The 20446-nt window shown below is 69.6% G+C and carries 19 protein-coding genes; 10 read left to right on the top strand and 9 right to left on the bottom strand.

Annotation, left to right across the window (positions count from 1 at the left end):
- Window positions 1–43 precede the first annotated feature (43 nt).
- Window positions 44–679: a TetR/AcrR family transcriptional regulator gene (locus EIL87_RS15310; protein ID WP_233576270.1), complete on the bottom strand. Its 636-nt coding sequence runs from the start codon at window positions 677–679 to the stop codon at window positions 44–46.
- 98 nt (window positions 680–777) lie between these two features.
- Here EIL87_RS15310 and EIL87_RS15305 point away from each other — a divergent pair, with 98 nt between their 5' ends.
- Together EIL87_RS15305 and EIL87_RS15300 are read left to right on the top strand one after the other, a co-directional pair.
- Entirely contained in the window at window positions 778–1983 is a 1206-nt protein-coding gene (locus EIL87_RS15305) for a cytochrome P450 (protein ID WP_125091229.1), read from the top strand.
- Window positions 1984–2170: 187 nt separating this feature from the next.
- Entirely contained in the window at window positions 2171–2584 is a 414-nt protein-coding gene (locus tag EIL87_RS15300; protein WP_199740429.1) for a hypothetical protein, read from the top strand.
- 167 nt (window positions 2585–2751) lie between these two features.
- Here EIL87_RS15300 and EIL87_RS15295 read toward each other — a convergent pair whose 3' ends face one another.
- From EIL87_RS15295 to EIL87_RS15280, 4 genes are all read right to left on the bottom strand, one after another.
- Complete coding sequence (locus EIL87_RS15295) at window positions 2752–3489, bottom strand: lysophospholipid acyltransferase family protein (RefSeq protein ID WP_125091228.1); 738 nt, start codon at window positions 3487–3489, stop codon at window positions 2752–2754.
- Window positions 3490–3571: 82 nt separating this feature from the next.
- On the bottom strand, window positions 3572–4066 hold the full coding sequence (locus EIL87_RS15290) for a hypothetical protein (protein ID WP_125091227.1): 495 nt from the start codon (window positions 4064–4066) through the stop codon (window positions 3572–3574).
- A 779-nt stretch (window positions 4067–4845) separates the two neighbouring features.
- Window positions 4846–6879, bottom strand: a complete 2034-nt coding sequence (locus EIL87_RS15285) for a putative bifunctional diguanylate cyclase/phosphodiesterase (RefSeq protein WP_125091226.1) — start codon at window positions 6877–6879, stop codon at window positions 4846–4848.
- A 59-nt stretch (window positions 6880–6938) separates the two neighbouring features.
- Window positions 6939–7547: a TetR/AcrR family transcriptional regulator gene (locus tag EIL87_RS15280; protein ID WP_125091225.1), complete on the bottom strand. Its 609-nt coding sequence runs from the start codon at window positions 7545–7547 to the stop codon at window positions 6939–6941.
- Between the two features lie 131 nt (window positions 7548–7678).
- Here EIL87_RS15280 and EIL87_RS15275 point away from each other — a divergent pair, with 131 nt between their 5' ends.
- The 4 genes from EIL87_RS15275 to EIL87_RS15260 all read left to right on the top strand — a co-directional run bounded on the left by EIL87_RS15275 (window position 7679) and on the right by EIL87_RS15260 (window position 11499).
- The gene (locus tag EIL87_RS15275) at window positions 7679–8905 is read left to right on the top strand and encodes a cytochrome P450 (RefSeq protein WP_125091224.1); all 1227 of its coding nucleotides are present in this window, start codon (window positions 7679–7681) and stop codon (window positions 8903–8905) included.
- A gap of 10 nt (window positions 8906–8915) precedes the next feature.
- Window positions 8916–10451, top strand: a complete 1536-nt coding sequence (locus EIL87_RS15270; protein ID WP_125091223.1) for an aldehyde dehydrogenase family protein — start codon at window positions 8916–8918, stop codon at window positions 10449–10451.
- Between the two features lie 474 nt (window positions 10452–10925).
- Window positions 10926–11144, top strand: a complete 219-nt coding sequence (locus EIL87_RS15265) for a maleylpyruvate isomerase N-terminal domain-containing protein (RefSeq protein ID WP_125091222.1) — start codon at window positions 10926–10928, stop codon at window positions 11142–11144.
- Window positions 11125–11499, top strand: a complete 375-nt coding sequence (locus EIL87_RS15260; RefSeq protein ID WP_125091221.1) for a DinB family protein — start codon at window positions 11125–11127, stop codon at window positions 11497–11499. The genes EIL87_RS15265 and EIL87_RS15260 overlap by 20 nt, the downstream gene beginning before the upstream one ends.
- Window positions 11500–11551: 52 nt before the next feature.
- On the opposite strand, the gene EIL87_RS15255 is transcribed toward EIL87_RS15260, so the two are convergent.
- Together EIL87_RS15255 and EIL87_RS15250 are read right to left on the bottom strand one after the other, a co-directional pair.
- Window positions 11552–13603, bottom strand: coding sequence for a YhgE/Pip domain-containing protein (locus EIL87_RS15255; protein WP_125091220.1), 2052 nt, complete (start codon window positions 13601–13603; stop codon window positions 11552–11554).
- Window positions 13604–13608: 5 nt separating this feature from the next.
- Entirely contained in the window at window positions 13609–16335 is a 2727-nt protein-coding gene (locus EIL87_RS15250) for an MMPL family transporter (RefSeq protein ID WP_125091219.1), read from the bottom strand.
- Between the two features lie 180 nt (window positions 16336–16515).
- On the opposite strand from EIL87_RS15250, the gene EIL87_RS15245 reads away from it, so the two are divergent.
- The 3 genes from EIL87_RS15245 (at window position 16516) to EIL87_RS15235 (ending at window position 18124) form a co-directional block, all read left to right on the top strand.
- Window positions 16516–17118: a TetR/AcrR family transcriptional regulator gene (locus EIL87_RS15245; protein ID WP_158628648.1), complete on the top strand. Its 603-nt coding sequence runs from the start codon at window positions 16516–16518 to the stop codon at window positions 17116–17118.
- Between the two features lie 74 nt (window positions 17119–17192).
- Window positions 17193–17627, top strand: a complete 435-nt coding sequence (locus tag EIL87_RS15240) for a helix-turn-helix domain-containing protein (protein ID WP_233576269.1) — start codon at window positions 17193–17195, stop codon at window positions 17625–17627.
- A complete protein-coding gene (locus EIL87_RS15235) occupies window positions 17624–18124 on the top strand; it encodes a putative immunity protein (protein WP_125091217.1) in 501 nt (166 codons plus the stop codon). The genes EIL87_RS15240 and EIL87_RS15235 overlap by 4 nt, the downstream gene beginning before the upstream one ends.
- Before the next feature lie 5 nt (window positions 18125–18129).
- Here the strand turns inward: EIL87_RS15235 and EIL87_RS15230 are convergent, their stop codons facing one another.
- Both EIL87_RS15230 and EIL87_RS15225 read right to left on the bottom strand, forming a co-directional pair.
- Window positions 18130–18564 (bottom strand): VOC family protein, encoded by a 435-nt coding sequence (locus tag EIL87_RS15230; protein ID WP_125091216.1) that lies wholly within the window; start codon window positions 18562–18564, stop codon window positions 18130–18132.
- Window positions 18565–18979: 415 nt separating this feature from the next.
- Window positions 18980–19945: a nucleoside hydrolase gene (locus EIL87_RS15225; RefSeq protein WP_125091215.1), complete on the bottom strand. Its 966-nt coding sequence runs from the start codon at window positions 19943–19945 to the stop codon at window positions 18980–18982.
- A gap of 78 nt (window positions 19946–20023) precedes the next feature.
- On the opposite strand from EIL87_RS15225, the gene EIL87_RS15220 reads away from it, so the two are divergent.
- Complete coding sequence (locus tag EIL87_RS15220) at window positions 20024–20428, top strand: VOC family protein (RefSeq protein WP_125091214.1); 405 nt, start codon at window positions 20024–20026, stop codon at window positions 20426–20428.
- The last annotated feature ends 18 nt before the right edge of the window (window positions 20429–20446 follow it).

The following is a 20446-nucleotide window of genomic DNA, read 5'->3' as shown; positions in this document are numbered from 1 at the left end:
CGCTACGCAGATGTGCGTAGGCCGCCAAGCCCTCGACGCTCGGTCAGATCGACGGGGCCGGTGGGTGGGTGAGGCGGCGGAGGGCGTCCGCGACGTGCTCCCGGTGCTCCTGGAGGACGGCGGGCGGGATGCCGTCGGCGGTGGTCGAGGTGACGAGGTCGTCGGTGGCCTCGCGGAGGGCCGCGCTGGTCGCGGCCGCTTGCATCCGGACCTCGAGGCTGTCGGCCGGCAGCCCCATGCGCGCAGCGAGCACTTCGGCGAAGGCCGGTTCGGCGCGTTCGCGGAGGACCAGGTAGGTGGCGCGCAGCGCCGGTTCGTCGTGGGTCATGCGGATGACCGCGAGCACCGCCTCGATGTCCTCGGCTCCGTCGAGGACGGGCGTGTAGGCAGCGCGGAGGTGCTCGGCGAGCTCGACTTCGGGCGGCCAGGTGCGCAGCACGGCCCGGAACGCGTCGATCGACTTCGACAGCAGCGGTTCGACGCAGGCCTCCTTGCTGCGGAAGCAACGCCACAGCGTCCGCTCGGAGATGCCCGCGGCGCGGGCGATCTGCTCGCCCGACGTCCCCGACACCCCGTGCTGGCGGAACAACGCCACCGCGTGGCGGGAGATGTCCAGCCGCTGCTGCTGTCTTTGCTGCTCGCTGGCCGGTGGGCGGCCGCGGCGAGGGCGCTCTGCCACGGGGACCTCCCTCTTGGCTCGCCGATCTGTGTTGACACACCCTAGACGCCGCAACATTATTGGCAGTGCCTGCCAATTAAATCGCACCGAGGAGTGCCATGAGTACTGTCGCCGAGCGCCCGCAGCTGCCCTTCGAAAGGCCGAACGTGCTCGATCTCGCTCCGCTGTACGAGGTGCTGCGGCGGGAGGCTCCGGTCGCACCGGTCACCACCCCGGCCGGCGACCCCGCCTGGCTCGTCACACGTTACGACGAGGTCCGGCAGCTGTTGGGCGACAAGCGGTTCGGTCGCTCGCATCCCGAACCGGAGCGTGCGTCGCGGGTGTCGACCGCCGCGGTGCAAGACGGCCCGACGGGCAACTTCGAGACCGAAGAAGCCGACCACACCCGCATGCGCCGCCTGCTGACCCCCGCGTTCTCCGCGAAGCGGATGCGGATGCTCACTGATCACGTGCAGCAGCTGGTCGACGGCTACATCGACCAGCTCATCGCCGAGCACCAGGCTGGCGGGGTCGTCGACCTGCACGCCGGGCTGGCCTTCCCGCTGCCGGTCGCGGTCATCTGCCAACTGCTCGGTGTGCCGGAGAGCGACCGCGAGCTCTTCCACTCGCTGTCGAGCCGGATGGCGACCCTCGCCGCCGACGACGATCCGCACCGAGCGCGGGCAGAGTTCAACGCCTACATGACGGGCTTGGCCGAGTCGAAGCGCGATGACCTGGGCGAAGACGTGATCTCCGACCTCGTGCGCGCGCAGGACGAGGACGAGGATTACGACTACGACGAGATGATCCGGCTGTGCGTCGGACTGCTCTTCGCCGGTCACGAGACCACGGTCAACCGGATCGGCCTCGGGACCCTGTTCCTGCTCACGCGGCCCGAGCACTGGAGGTCGCTGACCGCCGACCCGGGTGGTCGGGTCAACCGGACGGTCGAGGAGATCATGCGACTGGGCGCGCCGGGAGACCTCGGCCTGCTGCGCTACGCGCACACCGACGTCGAGATCGCCGACGTGACGATCCGGCGCGGCGAGGCCGTGGTCCTGTCGATCAACTCGGCGAACCGCGACGACTCCGCCTACGCCGACGCGGAGACGTTCAACCCGGACCGCGAGGAGCGCACCCACCTGGGTTTCGGCCACGGGGCGCACTTCTGCATCGGCGCCAGCCTCGCGCGCACCGAGCTGCGGATCGTCTTCGAGACGCTCGCCCGTCGCCTCCCCGGTCTGCGGCTGGCGAAGGACGTGGACGAGCTGGAGGTCCGCCCGACCATCACCGGAGGGGTCACGTCGCTCCCGGTGACCTGGTGACCGACCTCGGTGGCGACACCGCGCACGGCACACGAGTGCACCACCGCTGAGATGCTCCGACGGTCACCGGAATTGGCCGTGGACACAGCGCGGTGGCGGCGGACATCGACTTCCGGTTGCTGGTCATCTGCGGTCTGCACAGTCTCGGTTCCGCCGGCGGTCTCAGCCCACCGGCGGATCCCGACCGTTGACCGAGAGCGAGTGCGCTCATGAGGACGACCTCGACCGCGCTGGTGATGGCCGCGCTGATGTCGCTGCTCTCGGCAGCCTTCTTCGCGACCCCGGGTCCGCAGCGATCTGCAGGAGCCGGACGAACGGGTTCCCGGGCAAGTGGGGACCGATCTCGAAGGAGTGCTCCTGCACCAGTCCGGCCAGCGGCTGGGACGGCACGCTGCGGATCACCTGGAACGTGCAGGTCGACACCAACCAGTGCGCGTGCGTGGTGGCGCGGATGGGCAAGGCGTCCAACCCGGACGAGTGGCAGTCGCTGGGCTGCGGGACGCGCGGGGTGGGCGAGGTCAAGTGGCCCAAGAACACCGCGTCCATGGTCGAGGTCCGCGTCCGCAGCGGCAACGCGGCCAACGTCGACTGCTCGTCCTGAGCCGCGACGGCCGGTCACCGCACACCCGGTGACCGGCCTCAACTCCCGTGGCTGCACGTCCAGGTGGTGCGCGGAGCCGCTGCTTCAGGCGGTGGGACTCACCCGGCACCGCCGCCGAGGTGCTCGAGGAGCGGCACACCCGCACCTGCACCGCACGCCACCAGTGATCACTCCTTGGAGCGGCTGTCGAGGACCGCGGCTTCCTCCGGTGTCGGGGCGGTGCCGCCGAGGTGGGCGGGCAGCCACCAGCGCTCGTCCTCGCTCGCCGGTTCCTCGGGGTAGTCGGCCTGGAGCCCGTCGAGGATTGTCGACATCCGGGAGCGGAGGTCCTCGGTGAGCACGTCCGCGTCGTCCTGCGGAGTCGGCCAGAACGGCTCGCCCGCGTGGATGTGGATGGGCAGGTGGCGCTTGGTGAGCGTGCGCGGCCTGCCCTTCGTCCACAACCGGTGCGTGCCCCACAGGGCCATGGGCACGACGGGCACCCCGGCCTCGGCGGCCATCCGGACCGCGCCGGACTTGATGGGCTTGACGCCGAACGACCGGCTGATGGTCGCCTCGGGGAACACACCCACGACCTCGCCCGCGCGCAGCCGGCGCACCGCTTCGTCGTAGGACTCGCGGCCCGCGGTCCGGTCCACCGGGATGTGGTGCATGCCGCGCATCAGCGGCCCGGCGATCTTGTTGTCGAAGACTTCCTTCTTGGCCATGAAGCGCACCAGCCGCTCAGCCGGCTGGGCGCCCAGACCGCAGAAGATGAAATCGAGGTAGCTGACGTGGTTGCAGGCGATCACCGCGCCTCCGGTGCGCGGGATGTGCTCGGTGCCCGTCACACGCAGCCGGTTGTCCAGCACGCGGAACATGGCCTTCGCCGCCAGGATGACGGGCGGATAGACGATTTCAGCCATTCGTGAAGGTTACGCACCCGTAGGTTCGCGTGGTGCCCCCTGCGTCCACGGTCACATCGCCCGAGCGCGCAGCGCTTCTCGCCTAGCGATCGCCGTAGATGGTTTCGCACGGGATGCCGTCGGAGTCGTCGTCCATGTCCGACGGTGACCCGAGTCCGTACCAGTAGTCGGTGACCTCGGCGAAGGACATGCCCTGGGCCTGCAAGGTCGCGCAGTCGTGGGTCGGCGTCCGCGGTGTGGTGGAGGGGCCGTTCTTCTCGCCGTAGATCGTCTCGCACGGGATCCCGTCGCGGTCGTCGTCCATGTCCACGGGACTGCCCAAGCCGTACCAGTACTGGACGACGTCGGTGAAGCTCATGCCCGACCGCCGCAGTTCCCGGCAGTCGTCCGTGGTCCGCACGGTCTCCTGCTGCTCGACCGCGGTCGGCGGCGCCACCGTCGGCGCCTGCGGCGGCGCGGTGGCAGGGGCGGGAGCCGGCGGCGGCGTGGCTCCCGGCGGCACGATGTTGATCGTGCACGCGCTCGCTGCGACGAGCAGCGCTGCGCACCCGCCGAGCGGGACCAGCCGCGTCTTCACGCTGCTCAGCATGAGCAGGGGGTTCCCCACCCGCAACGGGAACCGGAGTACTCGGAAGTCCGGATGTTCTACGGCAATTATCTTGCACGACAGAAGAGAACTTGTTAGCTTCTGCGCGACGAGGTTCTGATCTTGGACTCCGGGAGGTGTCGATCGGTCCGGCTCGCGCTCCGCGCTGGCAGCCGAGGACCGAGCCGTGCGGATTGGACGCGCCCGGCGACGGCGCTGAAAGCCCCGACCCCAGGGCACCCGGGCGAGCAGTTGTCCCCCTCTTCGCCGAGCGAAGAGCTCGCCCGAGACCTGGCCGGACGCCAGCTCCCCCCTCCTGGCACCGGAGTCGGCACGTTTTACCAGCGCCTCCGCCCCCGCCGACGCCTCCAATCCGCACGGTTGCCCTTCTCCCAGGCCAGGAACCACGGTCGACCCGTGCAGAGCCTCCGCTGGTGGTTCGTCCCACAGATCACGATCAAGCCTTGCGGGCGCTGCAGCGCCTATATACCTTCCGTACAAGAAGAATCCTCGGAAGAAGACTGTCTGGAAGAGAAGAGCGCGCCTTCCGGATGTCCGCCGCGCCGAGGGTCCATGGTGAGGGGGGAGGACGCGCGTCGGTGCCGGTCTCGTCGGGGATGTCCGGCGCCGACGCCGTCCGCTGACTCTCAAGCAGTGCGCGCTCCGCGGCACGTCGTGTCGACACTCCACACAGCACGGAGCTGCTCTCCACCGGCGGGCGGGTTCTCCACCGCCGTTCCCGCTGCGAGGTCCGGTGGCGGTCCGGCGGGTCAGCGGCCTGCGAGGTAGGCGCGGAAGTCGTCCGCCGGGAGCGGCCTGGAGAAGTAGAAGCCCTGGTAGGCGTCGACCGAGACCGCGCGGAGGAGCTGGTGCTGCGTGGCCGTTTCCACGCCTTCCGCGATGCACATCCGGCCCAGCGTGCGGGCCAGCTCCGTCATGGCGCGGGCGATGCCGAGGTCGTCGGGCTCCTCGCCGACGCCGGAGATGAACATCCGGTCCAGCTTGATGATCTGCGTCGGCAGCTCCTTGAGGACCGCCAGCGAGGAGTAGCCGGTGCCGAAGTCGTCGACGGCGAACTGCACCCCGTCCGAGACGAGCTCGATCATCTCCTGCCGCTGCTCCGGCTCGAGCTGCGCGAACACGGTTTCGACCATCTCCAGCACCACGTCCGTCGGCTCGGCACCGGTTTCTCTGATCACCGAGCGCACGACGTCGGCGAAGCCCGGGTGCTCCGGCCGCAGCCCGGCGAGGTTCACCGCAACCTTCACCGACGTGCCGTCCGGCCGGCGGAAGGTCGTGGACGCGCGCAAGGCCGCGCGCAGCACGCAGGTGTCGAGCTCGGCGAGCATGCCCCCGCGCGAGGCGACGGCGAGCACCACGTCCGGCGTGAGCGGCCCGAGCTCGGGGTGCTCCCAGCGCAGCAGCGCCTCGGCGATGACCACGTTGTCGTCGTTGTCGACGATCGGCTGGTAGTGGACACCGACCTCGTCGCGAGCGATGGCATCGCGCAGGTTCTGCTCCAGCGTGAGCTGGTCGTGGTCGACCTCGGTGCTCGTCAGGCCCCGCAACCGGGCGTCGAGCATCGCCGACTCCGCCGAGCGCAGCAGTTCCACGCCCTCGACACCGGCGTCCTCGACGACCTTGACGCCGATCGACGCGGTGACCTTGACCTGCCTGCGACGCAGCGGAAGTGCCCGGTGGAACAGCTCGTGCAGGCCCTCGACGATCTCCTGGAGGTCGTTGTCGCCGTCGATGTCCCGGCACAGCACCACGAACTCGTCGCCGTAGAAGCGGGCCGCTTCGCACCGCGGGGGCAGCCCGTCCATGAGGCGTTCGGCGACCTTGGACAGCAGCTCGTCACCGGCTTCGTGGCCGAGGGCGTCGTTGACCCGCTTGAAGTTGTGCAGGTCGCAGAACAGCACGGCCAGGCTTCCGGGCTTCTCCGGAGGCAGCAGCTCGGCGAGCCGCTCCTCGAAGCCCCTCCGGTTGAGCAGCCCGGTGAGCTCGTCGTGGGTGGCCTGGAAGCGCAGCGTCATGGCGCGCGCGAGCTGTTCGGTGATGTCGTGGAAGATGATCAACCAGCTGCGGCTGCCGTCGTCGCCGACCGACGCGGCGGCGTGTACCTGGCAAGGCACCAGGGAGCCGTCCGAGCGGGCCAGCACCCGGTGCGGGACGAGCACCTCGCCGGTGGAGCGCGACGCGCCTCCGACCAGCCCGCCGCCGGTGTCGGTCGGGTCGAGGACCTCGACGTCCCGGCGCCCGATCAGGTCCTCGAGCCGGTAGTCGAGCAGGTCACAGAGCGCACCGTTGGCGTCGAGGAACCGTCCCGCGTCGTCGAGCAGGGCGATTCCCGAGGGGGCGAGCTCGAACAGGTCCGCGAGCCGCCGCTGGGTCCGTTCGACGCGAGCCGCGGCCTCGCTCTCGTTGCGCACCACCTTGATGAACCCGTCGAGCTCGCCGTCGGGTGTGCGCTGCGCTGCGATGACCACGTGCGCCCAGAACCGGGTGCTGTCCTTGCGGACGCGCCATCCGCGGTCGATGAAGAAGCCGTCTTCGACGGCCTGCCCCAGCTCCCAGTTCGGGTAGTCGACGGCGACCTGCTCGGGCGGGTAGAAGAGGGAGAAGTGCCGGCCGATGACCTCTTCGGAGGAGTAGCCGTTGAGGTTGGCCGCGCCTGCGTTCCAGCTGGCCACGCGACCTTCGGCGTCCAGTCCGAAGATCGCGTAGTCCCGCATGTCCTCGGCGGCGAGGATCTTCTCCGCACCCAGCTGCACCGCCCAGGGCTCACGCTTCTCGTGGTCCATACGTGGTCCCGTTCCTCAGCGTGCCAGCAACGTACGACCCCGGGAACCCCACCTGCAACCTAGGGCGCGGGCGTCGGAGCCATGATTGCTGGGGTTACCCAGCGGTGCAGGAACGCACGCAGATCGGCTCCGTCACGACTCGGCAGCGGATCGTTGGCGAAGGACAGCAGCACCCGCAGCAGGAACTCCAGCAGCTCGGTGAGCTCGTCGCCGGAGAAGCCCAGCTCGGCCCAGTCGACGTCGGTGCGCGCGAAGGCGAGGCGGCAGGCGTCGAAGGCGCGCGCCGAGGTGGCGCCGCGGGAGAACGCGTCCGGCCGGCCCATGTCGAGGAAGAGGCCGAGGTAGGGGTCCTGGGGCACCTGTTCGATGGCGTAGGCCATGGCCTCGACGACCACGTCCGCAGGATCGCGACGCCCGGCGAGGTGGGCGACGAGCCGTTCCAGGAAGCTGTTGAGCGCTGCGTAGCCGACCGCGCTGAACAGCTCTTCCGTGCTCGGGAAGTAGCGGTAGACGGTCTGGCGGATGACCCCCAGCTCGGAGGCGACGTCCGACAAGCTCGTCTTGCCCGGCCCGTGCCGGTCGATGCACCGCATGGCCGCATCGATGATGCGGGCCTTGGCCTCCTCGCCATCGCGCGGCGGCGCACCGTTCCACGCCGGTCGTTTCATGGCTCGAGCATGGCCGAGCGGACCTGCGCAGCAGGCCATTGCCTCCAGACAGTCATACATCTACGGTATGTCTGTATGACGCGCTTCGGCAAGCCGACGTGATCAACCCCGCGATCCGCGAGGAGGCAACGATGCCTGACCCGACGATCCCGGCCGGTCTCGACTTCTCCGATCCCGAACTGTGGGGCCAGCGAACCCCGGTGGAGGAGTTCACCTCGCTGCGCGCGACCGCGCCGGTCTGGTGGAACGCGCAGACCGACGGCATGGACGCTCCCTACGACGACGGCGGGTTCTGGGTGATCACCAAGCACGCCGACATCCGAGCGATCTCCCGCGACCCGAAGCTGTTCTCCTCCGAGGCCAACAACGCGATCATCCGCTTCCCCGGCTACACCACGCCGGAGGCCTTCGAGGCGATCCGCACGATGCTGATCAACATGGATCCGCCGAAGCACACCAAGATCCGCGGCATCATCAACAAGGGGTTCACCCCGCGCGCGGTCGAGAACCTGCGGGACGCGCTGACCGAACGCGCCGACGCCATCGTGCGCGGCGCCCGCGAGCAGGGCGGCGGCGACTTCGTCGAGCAGGTCGCCTGCGAACTCCCGCTGCAGGCCATCGCCGAGCTGCTCGGAGTGCCGCAGGAGGACCGCAAGGACCTCTTCGACTGGTCCAACCAGATGCTCAACTTCGACGACCCGGAGTTCGGCGATCCGGTGGCCGCCTCCGCCGAAGTCCTCGGCTACGCGATGACGATGGCCGAGCAGAAGCGCGCGTGCCCGAGGGACGACATCGTCTCCAAGCTCGTCAGCGCCGACGTCGACGGGCAGTCGCTGACCTCCGACGAGTTCGGCTTCTTCGTGATCCTGCTGTCGGTCGCGGGCAACGAGACCACCCGCAACGCCACCACGCACGGCATGAAGGCCTTCGTCGACAACCCGGAGCAGTGGGAGGTCTACCGCGAGCAGCGGCCGGCCACCGCCCCGGACGAGATCGTCCGCTGGGCCACGCCGGTCACCTCGTTCCAACGCACCGCCACCGAAGACGTCGAGCTCGGCGGGCAGTTGATCCGCGCGGGCGAGCGGGTCGGGCTGTTCTACAGCTCGGCGAACTTCGACGAGGAGGTCTTCGACGACCCGTTCCGCTTCGACGTGCTCCGAGACCCCAACCCGCACTTGGGTTTCGGGGGAACCGGTGCGCACTACTGCGTGGGCGCCAACCTGGCCCGGCTGCAGCTGGACCTGATCTTCAACGCGATCGCCGACGTGCTGCCGAACCTGCGGCAGGTCGCCGAACCCGAACGGCTGCGATCCAGCTTCATCAACGGCATCAAGCACTGGCAAGTCAGCTACGAGTGAGGGAACCCGCATGGCAATCGTGCAGCCGCAACCGGCCACCGAGGACGGACGGCGCCGTCTTTCCCTGAGCAACCCGGTGGACCGCCACCACGTCGGCGACCTGGAGGTCAGCACCAAGGCCGAGGTGGACGCCGCGGTCGAACGCGCCCGCAAGGCGCAGGCGGAGTGGGCCGCGCGACCGGTCGCCGAGCGCGCCCGGATCCTGCGCGGCGCGATCGACGTGCTGGTCCGGCGACGCGACGAGATCGTCGAGCAGGTCCGCGCCGAGACCGGCAAGCCCAAGGCCGAGGCGCTGACGATCGAGGTCGTCCCGGCGTGCGACTTCGTCAACTTCTGGTGCAAGCGCGCGCCGAAGGACCTGCGCGACGAGAAGCGCAGGCTGCACGGCTACCTGCTGCCGATGAAGAAGCTGCGCATCAAGTACCAGCCGCTGGGCGTCGTCGGCGTGATCACGCCGTGGAACGCACCGTTCGTGCTCTCGCTCAACCCCGTGGTGCAGGCGTTGCTGGCCGGGAACTCCGTGGTGCTCAAGCCGTCCGAGGTCACCCCGCGCTCCGGCGAGCTCGCGGTCAAGGTGCTGCACGAAGCGGGCGTGCCGACCGACGTGCTCCAGTGCGTGCACGGTGACGGCGAGACCGGAGCCGCGCTGGTGGACGGCGCGGTCGACAAGATCTCGTTCACCGGCAGCGTCCAGACCGGCCGGGCGATCGCCGCGGCCTGCGCCAAGAAGCTCACCCCCTACACCCTGGAGCTCGGCGGCAAGGACGCGATGATCGTCTGCGATGACGCCGACCTGGAGCGCGCCGCATCCGGCGCCGCGTACCTGTCGATGTTCAACTCCGGCCAGGTGTGCTTGAGCGTCGAGCGGATCTACGTGGTGGAGTCCGTGGCCGACGAGTTCATCCGGCTGCTCGAGGAGAAGGTCTCGGCGCTGCGCTACGGCTCCGAGGACGGTGACGTGGGTCCGCTGTTCTTCGACCGCCAGGTGGACGTGGTCAGCGGACACCTGGAAGACGCGAAGAACAAGGGCGCGAAGGTCCTCGTCGGCGGGTCGCGCGCGGCCGGCGACGGCCTGTTCTTCCAGCCCACCGTGGTCGTCGACGTCACCCACGACATGCAGCTGATGACCGAGGAGACCTTCGGTCCCATCGCCACCGTGATGCGGGTCCGCGACGAGGACGAAGCGGTCCGCTTGGCCAACGACAGCCAGTACGGGCTGGGCGGGAGCGTTTTCACCAAGGACGCGGCGAAGGCCGAACGCATCGGCGGCCAGCTCAAGACCGGGTCGGTCGTCCACAACGACGCCGCGGTCATCTACGGCGTCCCGGAAGCGCCCTTCGGCGGGCGCAAGGACAGCGGTGTCGGTCAGGTCAACGGCCTGGACTCGTTGCGCGGATTCACCCACGCCCAGCCGATCCTGCTCACCCGCGGAGGGTCGAGCAACGAGAGCGTGTGGTACCCGTACACCGACAAGACCATCCGCAACCTCGAAGGCCTGATCCAGCACGGCTTCGGCAACAAGTTCATCCGCAAGCTCCTCTCCTGACCCGCCCTCCACGGTCGCGGTGCGGTCAGCGGTGGTCGGCATCGTCGATCGTTGACCCGAACGTCAGGTGACCGCCCCGGGGCCCACGGCTCCCGGGGCGGAGTCGCGTCGGAGGCCCGCGACCAGCCGAGCGAGCCCTCCCGCGAAAAGGCTCTCGGTGCAACATCCCCGGGTTGTCTCAGAGGTGTTCTGGTGACCGCGGCACCCGACCCACAGCACGAGCTCGGCACGCGCACCGTGGCTCGCAGCTGAGGAGCTCCTGGAACGAGGTTCACCCGCGTCCCCTTCTCGTCGCGAGGTCAACGACCGCGCGTCGACGGCACCAGCTTCGTGCGACCGCTCCGCATCGACCGCCCCTCTCACCACTTCACCGCCTGCGGTCCTGCAGCACTCGATCACGGAGCACCACGGCGTTGCCGGGGCGCAGGGCGTTTCGACCGGGCGTTCTCGGGCCGGCGTGGTGGGGTGAACGGCATGTCCGAAGCTCAGCACCTGGTCCAGGCGGCGGCGACGCTCAAGCAGGTCGCCTCCGGGAGCTCGCCCGCGCAGCTGACGGCGCCGACGCCGTGCGCGGAGTTCGACGTGCGAGCGTTGATCAACCACCTGCTGCTCTGGGGACCGTCGCTCGAGGCGGCGGCTCGGGGCGAGCGGGTGGCGCCCCCCTGTCGAGGTCGTGGACAGGACCTCCGGTGATGGCGCGAAGTACCTGCTCTCGCAGCTCGACCGCACCGCCCACGCCTGGAACACCCCGACTTCCTGGACGGGGAAGACGCACATGGGCGGGGCGGCTCAGTACCCGGCGGAGGTCGCGGGCGGGCTGATCACGATCGAGTTCACGGTGCACGCCTGGGACCTCGCGCGGGCGACCGACACCGAGGCCACGTGGGACACCGGAACGCTCAACCACACCCTCGTCGTGGTGACCCGCACCGCGGCCACGGGGCGGGAGAGAGGTGCTTTCGCGGTTGAGGTCCCGGCCACCGAGGGCTCCCCCACGCTCGCCAGGACCATCGCGAAGATCGGCCGCGACCCACGCTGGCACCCCTAGGCACGCGAGCAGGGGCGGAGGTTCAGGGGAACCTCCGCCCCTGCCCCGGGGGTCACCAGGCCGGACGCGCTCCCGGTGTGGGTCGACGGCGGAACTGGCGCGAGGACACGACGCGGGCCCGGTCCACCGCCAGAGCGAACACCAGGACTCCCGCGATGAGCCACGCGATCAGCTGCAGGACTCCGCTCGCGGCACCGCCGCTCCCGGTCACGATCGCCGAAAGCGCCTGCACGGCACCCTGGGTCGGCAGCAGCCCGCCGATGTCGCGGAGGAACCCGGGCACCGTCGAGACCACGCCCGTGGCCGCGGTCAGCACCAGGACCGCGATCGAGATGATCCGTCCGATGCTGCCGAACACCGCGATCAGCGCCTGGTTGACAGCCACGAACGCCAGCGCGGCCAGCAGCGTCACGCCGGTGAACGCCGCCCAACCGCCGAACCCGAGGCCCAGGAACGGCGCCAGGACCGTGCTCACCAGCACCGAGCCGATCGCGGCGACCGCGGCACCGGGCAGTGCCGAGCTGTGAACCAGCCGCCAGGTGGACCGGCGCGAGGTCGCGGCGTCGGCCGGAACGGCCCTGGTCACCGCGTAGATGCCCATCGCAGCGGTCCAGAACGCGATGGCCACCAGCAGCGCGATCAGCGACTTGCCGAATCCCGGCAGGCTCGACTCCAGCGCGGCCGGGCTCGCGGCCACGGTCTTGAGGTGCTCACGCTCTTCGTCGGTGTAGCTGGGGAGCTTGTCCCCTGCCGGCGCCATCTGCTCGGCGAACTGGCGGTTGCCGTCGGCGACCTGCCGGCTTCCGTCGGCGAGCGCGTTCACGCCCGTGCCGAGCTGCTGCGACGCCCCGTTGAACTGGTCGAGGCCGTTGGCGAGCTGGCGCGCTCCGCCGGCGAGCTGGTGCGCGCCGCCGTCGAGCTGCTGCCCGCCCTGGGCGAGCTGACCGATGCCGTCGACGAGTTCACCGGACTTGTCGGCGAGCATCTGGTTGCCCTGGGCGACCTGCTCGGACCCGTAGGCCAGGCCCTGCATCCCGTCACGCATGTCGCGCGCGGGCTTCTGGATCTGCGCCTTGAGGGAGTCCAGAGCGCCCTGCCGCTGGCTGAGGCGCTCGACCTCGGCGCGCAGGCCCTTGCACAGGTCGACGGTCGCGCCTTCCGGCGGGCACTGGGCCAGCAGCTTCTTCAGCCCCTCGAGGCTGCTGGACTCGGTGGGGATCTGGTCGGTGGCGGTGATGATCTGGTCCGCCAGCGGCGTGAAGGTGTTGGCCATCTGCCGGTTCCCGGCGGCGACCTGCTTGGCGCCGTCGGCCAGCTGCTGGGTCTGCGCGGGCATCTGCTGGATCTGCTGGTGCAACTGCGTCAGACCGCCGGACAGCTGCGAGACACCGCCCGCGAGCTGCTCGGACCCGTCGGCGAGCTGGTTGCCTCCCTGCGCGAGCTGCCCGGTCCCCCCGGTCAGCTGTCCCACGCCGTCGGACAGCTGGCCGATGCCGTCGGCGAGCTGCCCGCTGCCGTCGGCGAGCTTGTTGGCGCCGTCGACGGCGGTGCCGAGCTGGTCGTGCATCTGCGTGAAGCCGCCGTAGAAGCCGTCGAGCAGCTGCTCCAGGATCTGCCGGTTGAACACCGAGACGCTCTGCCGGGCCGCGGACGAGACGGCGGCGGCGTCGGCGGGCGCCGCGATCGGCGAGGTCCGGACGTCGATGCCGGCGCGGGTGGCGTCGAGGGGTTCACCGGTCATCACCGAGGCGGTGTGGCGGGAGAACTCCGGCGGGATGATCACCGCGGCCGAGTAGCGGCCCTCGCTCAGGCCCTCCTCGGCGTCGTCGGTGTCGGTCATCTCCCACGAGTAACCGGACTCGGTGTTGTTGACCAGCTTCGCGGCCATCTCGCGGCCGAGCGGCGCCATCTGACCGTTGATCGTGGCGGGCTCGTCGTTGTTGACCACGGCCACCTTGGCGGCGCCGTGCTGGGACATCGGCGCCCAGAACGCCCAGGCCAGCACTCCGACGATGAGCACCGGCACGAGGACCAGGCCGGTCCAGGTGCGCCAGCCGACCGAGCCGCCTGCGCGCCTGCTCGCGTGCGTGAACGGGTTCAGCATGTCCCTCAAACCTCCAGGAGGCGGCCGGCGAACGTGGGTGCCGTCGGCCGCGCGGAAAGCCGCATGGTGCTCAGCCGGTGTTCCGGCAGCAGGCCGGAGACCAGGCTCGGGTTCTGGTGGGTGACCACGAAGGTCACCGGCTCGCCGTCCGGTGTGGACGCTTCAGTGAGCAGGCGGGAGATCTCGCGGCGCTGCTCGGTGTCGGCGACGGCGTCGAGCTCGTCGACGAGCACCAGCCGCACGCCCTCGGACATCGCCGCGGCGATCTCGGCGGCCGGTGCCTCGCTCTCGCGGCACCGCACCAGGGCGGTGCGGGAACGGACCGCGCGGGCGCGCTGCGGCAGCAGCAGACCCAGCACCCGCACATCGCCCTGCACTCCGCTGAGCCGTCCGCCGAGCGCGTGCAGCATCGCCGACGACAGGTCGTCGTCATCGCCTTGCACCGCCAGCACGCCACCGGGGCGCAGCGCGATCCGCACACCTTCGAAGATCGGCTCCGCGCGGTCGTCACGGACGCTGAAGTCACGTGCGCTGACGACCTCGTCGTTGCCCGGCCAGTTCGCCAGCCGCAGCTCGTGCTCGAGGGCTTCGCCCTCGACGTCCAGCGCGGGCAGCTTGCGCGCCAACCACTTCGGCAACCACCAGGCGCGGTCGCCGAGCAACGCCATCACGGCGGGCACCAACGTCATGCGCACGAGGAAGGCGTCGACGAACACGCCCACGGCGAGTCCGAAGGCGATCGGCTTGATGTTGGAGTCGCCGTGCGGGACGAAGGCGGCGAACACCGAGATCATGATGACCGCGGCGGCCACCACGACCGGCGAGACGTTGGAGAAGCCGGCTTCGATGGCGCGCCCGGCGTCGCGGTGGTGCGCGTACTCCTCGCGCATCCGGGACACCAGGAACACCTCGTAGTCCATGGCCAGGCCGAACAGGATCGCCATGAGCAGCAGCGGCAGGAAGCTGATCACACCGCCGACGTGGGTGATGTTGAGCTGCTCGGCGAGGTGGCCCTGGTTGAACACGAACGCGGTGGCGCCGAAGGTCGCGCCGACCGACAGCAGGTACCCCAGCGCGGCCTTGACCGGCACCCACACCGAGCGGAACACCATCGCCAGCAGCACCAGGGTCAGCCCGACGACGATGACGCCGAAGGGCAGCAGCGCGTCGCTGAGCTTCTCGGACAGGTCGATGCCGATGGCGGTCATGCCGGTGACGGCGATGCCCGCGCCGTACTCCTGCTCGAAGTGCGGGCTGAGGTCGCGCAGCTCGTGCACCAGGTCTTCGGTGGTCTGCGATTCACCGCCGGCGGTCGGGATGACCTGGATGATGCCGGTGTCGATGGTCTCGTTCGGGGTGGCCAGCGGGACCGCGGCGACGCCGGGCAGCGCGCGGATCTCGTCGGCCATGCCGTTGACCTGGCCGAGCGGGTCTTTGGTGCCGATGACGTCGGTGGTCACGATCAACGGGGCGTTGTAGCCGGGGCCGAACTGCTCGGCCACCGCGTCGTAGGTGTCGCGCGCCGGGGTGCCCACGGCCTGCGCTCCGGCGTCGGGCACCGACAGCCGCAGGTCGGCGGCAGGAAGCGTGCACAGGCCCAACCCGGCGATGACGACCACGATGGTCAGCAGCGGCGCCTTGGTGACCGCGCGGACCCAGCGCAGGCTGAACTTGGTGCGTGGACGGGTGGTGCGCTTGTTCCGGGTTGCCTTGGGGCGCAGCCGCTCCCCGGCGAAGCTGAGCAGCGCCGGGATGACCGTCAGCGACGCGGCGACGCCGACGGCGATCGACACACCGGCGAGGATCCCCATGACCGTCAGGAACGGGATGCCGGGCACGGCCAGCGCGAGCAGCGCGATGATCACGGTGACGCCGGCGAAGATCACCGCGGAGCCGGCGGTGGCCACCGAGCGCGCGATCGATTCGGCGACGTCGAGGCCTTCACCGAGCTGTTCTCGATGCCGGGAGACGATGAAGAGCGAGTAGTCGATGCCGACCGCGAGCCCGAGCATCAGGCCGAGCATCGGCGCGGCCGAGGAGACCGTGACGAACGCGGTGGACAGCAGCACGACGGTCATCGACACGCCGACGCCGATCAACGCGGTGATCAGCGGCATGACCGCGCCCACCAGCGATCGCAGCATCAGCATGAGCACCAGCAGGGCCACGACGACGCCGACCGCTTCGGTCGCTCCGACGGCGGGCATGTTGACGGCGAAGATCGGACCGCCGGCGTGCACGTCGCTACCGGGGCCGAGCTGGCGCTCCAGGTTCTCGGCTTCGGCGAGCAGGCCGGTCTTGACGTTCTCGGGCACCGCCGTCGGGGAGTAGCTGAGCTGCACGGTGATCAGCGCGGTGTCGCCGTCGGCGGAGACCTGGTTGTCGACCATGTCCGACAGCGGGTTCATCACCGCTGTCACGCCCTCCTGGCCCTCGACCCGGTGGATCAAGGACTCGATGGCCTCGCGCCCCTCCGGGGAGTCGATGCGCTCACCTGGGGGTGTGGTGGCCACGAGCTGCGCGCTGGAGCCACTCATCTGGGGGAAGACGTTGTTGAGGTGGTCGAGCGTGTCCTGCGACTCGGAGCCGGGGATCGCCAGCTCCGTCTCCATGCCCTGCTGGAAGAGCGCGGCGCCCGTGCCGAGCACCGCGAGCAGGGCTAACCACGCGACCAGCACCCAGGCTCGACCGCGGACCACAGCCCGCCCCAGCCGGTGAAGCAACGAAGACAAGGGGAACACTCCCGGTATTTTCGATACACGGTGTATGCGATACACACTGTATATTTCCCGAGATCCACCTAGCTCGTGGCCACAGGCAACTGTGAGCCGAAACACCGCAGGAGAATGCCGGTCATGACCGACCAACCGCGCCAACGGGAGACACGGCGACGGGCGCAGACACGTCGACGCTTGATCGACGCCGCACGCGAGGTGTTCTCCGAGCACAGCATTCGGGACACCCCGGTTGAGCTGATCTGCGAGACGGCCGGCTTCAGCCGGGGCGCCTTCTACTCGAACTTCGACACCAAGGAGGACCTGTTCCTCGCGGTGTACGAGGAGGAGATGAGCCTGCGCATCCAGAAGACGCGCACGATCGTCAACGACGTGCTCGTCGAGGGCGTCGCCGATCGCGAGTCGCTGCACGACGCGATCGTCAAGGTCGGCACCGCCTGCGCGGAGTCGCTGATCGCCGACCACAACTGGTACATGCTGGTCACCGAGTTCCGCGCGCACGCCCTGCGCGACCCCCAGCTGCGCAAGCGCGCCGGCGAGTCCCTGGAGCACCTGACGGACTCGATCGCCGAGCTGCTGCACGAAGCCCTGGACCGGCTCAACCTGCGCCTGGCCGTCGACACCCGCGACGCGGTCCGCGCGCTGACCTCGGTCTACGAGGCCCAGCTGGAGCACGCGGCGTTCACGGGAACCTCGTCCTCGTCGAAACCGCTGTTCACGCAGATCTTCCCGAGGATGGTGCAGTCCTTCATCGAACCCGGCGACCTGCCGGAGAGCTGAAGGACCCGTGTGGCGGTGGCGTGCTGATCAACCGAGGACGCATCGTTCCGCTTCACGACCTAGGCTGGGAAACGATGCAGGAAGACATGTACTCGGTCGAGCAGGTCGCCGCACTCCTCGGCCTGCACGTGCGCACGGTCCGCAGCTACATCCGGTCCGGCCGGCTCAACGCCGTCCGCATCGGCAAGCAGTACCGCATCTCCCGGTCCGACCTCGAACAGCTCACCGGCAGGCCGACCGAGCCCGCCCAGCCCGCGGGGGCGGTGGAGGTCTCCAGCATCGTCCAGGTCGACGGGGTCGACCGCTCCGCCGCCGATCGCCTCGGCACCCTGGTCCTGGCCGCCGTCAGCTCCCACCGGGCGCCGCGGGTGCAGACCGTCCACGACGAGGAGCGCAACCGGCTCAAGATCATCGTCATCGGCGAGCTCGCCGAGACGGCCGAGGTCCTGCACCTGCTCGACTCGGTCCTCAACAGCGAGAGCGGCTTGTTCACCGCGGAGGTCACGTGATCGTGCCGGAGGTCCGCGACCCGCGCCTGAGCACCATCCGGCGCGGCGGAACTCTCACGGACTCCGACCACCACCTGCTGGGCCTGTGGGCCGCCGACTGCGCCGAGCACGTCCTGCACCTCTTCGAGCAGCACCAACCCTCGGATCCGCGACCGCGCCAGGCGATCGAGCAGGTCCGCGCCTGGACGCGCGGCGAAGTCCGGATGTGGGACTCCCGTTCAGCCGGTGGGCACGCCATGGCCGCGGCACGCCCGCTCACCGGAGCCCCGCGCTTCGCGGCCTTCGCAGCGGGACAGGCAGCGGTGGTCGCCCACGTCGCCGAACACGACCTGGGCGCCGCCGCCTACGCGATCAAAGCCGTCCGCGCGGCCGGAGGCGAGGCCGCCGGCCACGAGGAATGCCGCTGGCAACGAGCACAGCTCCCCGAGGAGGTCCGCGACCTCGTCCTCGAAGACCAGCAGCGGCGCAACGACCTCTGCTGGTCGGTCTTCGAATGAACGCGTCAGTCGAGGCAGAACTCGTTGCCTTCGACGTCGAACATGTTCTGGCACGACTCGTTGAACTCATCGGCGAGCAGCAGCTCGCCCCGGGTCGCCCCCCACTTCTCGAGACGAGCGGCTTCGGCCTCCAACGCCGCCAACCGCTCCTCCCCCACGAGACCGGACCCGACCCGCACGTCGAGGTGCACCCGGTTCTTGACGACCTTGCCCTCCGGAACCCGCTGGAAGAACAACCGCGGCCCCACCCCGTTCGGATCCACGCACGCGAACGCCGACCCCTGCCGCTCAGCAGGCAGCGACCGGTCGAACGCCGCCCACGAGTCGAACCCCGGGGGCGGAGGCGGCACCACGTACCCGAGCACCTCGCACCAGAACCGAGCCACCCGCTCCGGCTCAGCGCAGTCGAACGTCACCTGAACTTCCCGCACAGACGCCATCCCAGCAGCGTAACGGGCGAACACCCCACCGCGAGCGGATTTTCAGCCGGCCCTGGCACTTTCCCGCCACAAAGGGATGATGCGGAGGGCCTACGGCGAACAAGCGCATCCAGTTCTGTCAGCACCGCTCGGGCAGTTCCGCGGCCGGTACTTCAGCGGGGCGGTCGCAACAGGGGCACGTTGTGATCGGTACAGCCGTTGCGGCCGGAATCGATTACTTGGTCTACCAGCACTACTACGATTCCGGAACCAGGACGAAGAGTCGTGAGCCCACATGCTGGACGACTTCTACGACCTGCTCCGTCGCGCAAGCGTCAGCCCGTGCAGAAGGCATTCGGACCAGGTCCGCACACGGTCTCGATGCCTTGGTGGCTACTCAGACCCCTGACCTCGAGGGCCCACCTCGAGTCGAAGATCACCGGAGCGGACTGGCCAGCTCTACCTGCCCCGCCAAGAGCTCCGTGACGTAGCCGTAGAACTCCTGCGCATCCACGTCCTCCACCACTGTCGCGTTGGGTTCGAGGCCGTGGACTCCCCAGGACATGGCTGCGTAGCCGCGGGTCAGTTCGCCTTGGGTCTCGACGTCGACGTGGTAGCGGGCTGCGCGGGTGATGAGCTCGGGGTGCAGCAGGACCGCTGCTGTCAGGGAGTCGGGGTGGGTGGTTCCGTTGATGCCGACGCTGCGGTCGAACTCGAGGGTGGCTGCGCAGGCTCGGGTGAAGAAGCGGGACAGCGGGGTGTCGAGGGCGTCGATCTCGGCCAGCTGCTCCGGGCCGAAGACGGCCCGCTCCAAGGTCAACGGCGCCCAGGGGATGACCGTGATGTCGAAACCTGCTGCGAACACCGTTTTCGCCGCTTCGGGGTCGACGTAGAAGTTGAACTCCGCTGCGGCCGTGATGTTCCCGCGGGCGTTGTTGCTGCCGCCCATCACGTGCAGGCCTCCGACGTTGTCGACGAAGGCCGGGTCTTTGACGGTGGCCGTGGCGATGTTGGTCAGCGGGCCGATGCAGACGATCGTGAGCTCGCCCGGGGATTCCGCGGCCAGGCGGACGAGGGTGTCGACGGCGTGCTCAGGGCGCGGCTCGCAACCCGTCATGTCCATGGTCATGCCGCCCACGCCGTCACCGTGGACGTCCTCGGCGCTCTCCCACGGGCGGACGATGGGGCGCCGGCAGCCGAGGTGGACCGGGACCTCGCCGAGACGGCCGGCGGCGTTGAGCGTCAGGAAGGCGTTGCGGACCTGCTGGTCGAAGCCGACGTTGCCGGCGACCACGGTGATCGCGCGCAGGTCGGCGCGGGGGTCGAGGAGGCCGACGAGCAGGGCGGTGCAGTCGTCCTGCGCGGTGTCGGTGTCGATCACCACGGGCACCTTCGGGGTCATGTCGGCTCCGTTCCGGGCGGATGTCGGTCGCTCCGGCAATACTCGCCCGGTGATCAGCACCAAGGCCAGGGAGGCGGCATGTTCACGCAGATCTCCACGTTCCTGATGTTCCAGAACGGGCGGGCCGAGGAGGCGATGCACTTCTACATCAGCCTGTTCGACGACTCCGAGGTGCTCGCCATCAGCCGCTACGGCCCTGGCGAGCAGGGCGCCGAAGGCAGCGTGCAGCACGCCACGTTCACCTTGTGCGGCCGACAGCACATGTGCATCGATTCGCCGGTGCGGCACGGCTTCGACTTCACACCGTCGATGTCGCTGTACGTCGACTGCGTCGACGAGGCCCAGCACACCCGGCTCCACCAGGCACTTTCCGAGGACGGGGCGGTGATGATGCCGCCGGGCGACTACGGGTTCTCGCGGCAGTTCAGCTGGGTGCAAGACCGCTACGGCGTCTCCTGGCAGCTCAACCTCCCGAACAGCTGAACGATCTTGCAACGCTAA

This window comes from Saccharopolyspora rhizosphaerae (genome assembly GCF_003931915.1).
GTDB classification, from domain to species: Bacteria; Actinomycetota; Actinomycetes; order Mycobacteriales; family Pseudonocardiaceae; genus Saccharopolyspora; species Saccharopolyspora rhizosphaerae.
This window is presented reverse-complemented; position numbering and strand designations above follow the sequence as displayed.

What these genes read in the sequence shown, in the direction of transcription:
- EIL87_RS15240 (WP_233576269.1), top strand. Translation starts at nt 17,193, where the DNA reads ATGCAGGAAGACATGTACTCGGTCGAGCAGGTCGCCGCACTCCTCGGC.
- EIL87_RS15265 (WP_125091222.1), top strand. Translation starts at nt 10,926, where the DNA reads ATGTCCGAAGCTCAGCACCTGGTCCAGGCGGCGGCGACGCTCAAGCAG.
- EIL87_RS15295 (WP_125091228.1), bottom strand. Translation starts at nt 3,489, where the DNA reads ATGGCTGAAATCGTCTATCCGCCCGTCATCCTGGCGGCGAAGGCCATG.
- EIL87_RS15255 (WP_125091220.1), bottom strand. Translation starts at nt 13,603, where the DNA reads ATGCTGAACCCGTTCACGCACGCGAGCAGGCGCGCAGGCGGCTCGGTC.
- EIL87_RS15275 (WP_125091224.1), top strand. Translation starts at nt 7,679, where the DNA reads ATGCCTGACCCGACGATCCCGGCCGGTCTCGACTTCTCCGATCCCGAA.
- EIL87_RS15280 (WP_125091225.1), bottom strand. Translation starts at nt 7,547, where the DNA reads ATGAAACGACCGGCGTGGAACGGTGCGCCGCCGCGCGATGGCGAGGAG.
- EIL87_RS15270 (WP_125091223.1), top strand. Translation starts at nt 8,916, where the DNA reads ATGGCAATCGTGCAGCCGCAACCGGCCACCGAGGACGGACGGCGCCGT.
- EIL87_RS15220 (WP_125091214.1), top strand. Translation starts at nt 20,024, where the DNA reads ATGTTCACGCAGATCTCCACGTTCCTGATGTTCCAGAACGGGCGGGCC.
- EIL87_RS15230 (WP_125091216.1), bottom strand. Translation starts at nt 18,564, where the DNA reads ATGGCGTCTGTGCGGGAAGTTCAGGTGACGTTCGACTGCGCTGAGCCG.
- EIL87_RS15225 (WP_125091215.1), bottom strand. Translation starts at nt 19,945, where the DNA reads ATGACCCCGAAGGTGCCCGTGGTGATCGACACCGACACCGCGCAGGAC.
- EIL87_RS15305 (WP_125091229.1), top strand. Translation starts at nt 778, where the DNA reads ATGAGTACTGTCGCCGAGCGCCCGCAGCTGCCCTTCGAAAGGCCGAAC.
- EIL87_RS15285 (WP_125091226.1), bottom strand. Translation starts at nt 6,879, where the DNA reads ATGGACCACGAGAAGCGTGAGCCCTGGGCGGTGCAGCTGGGTGCGGAG.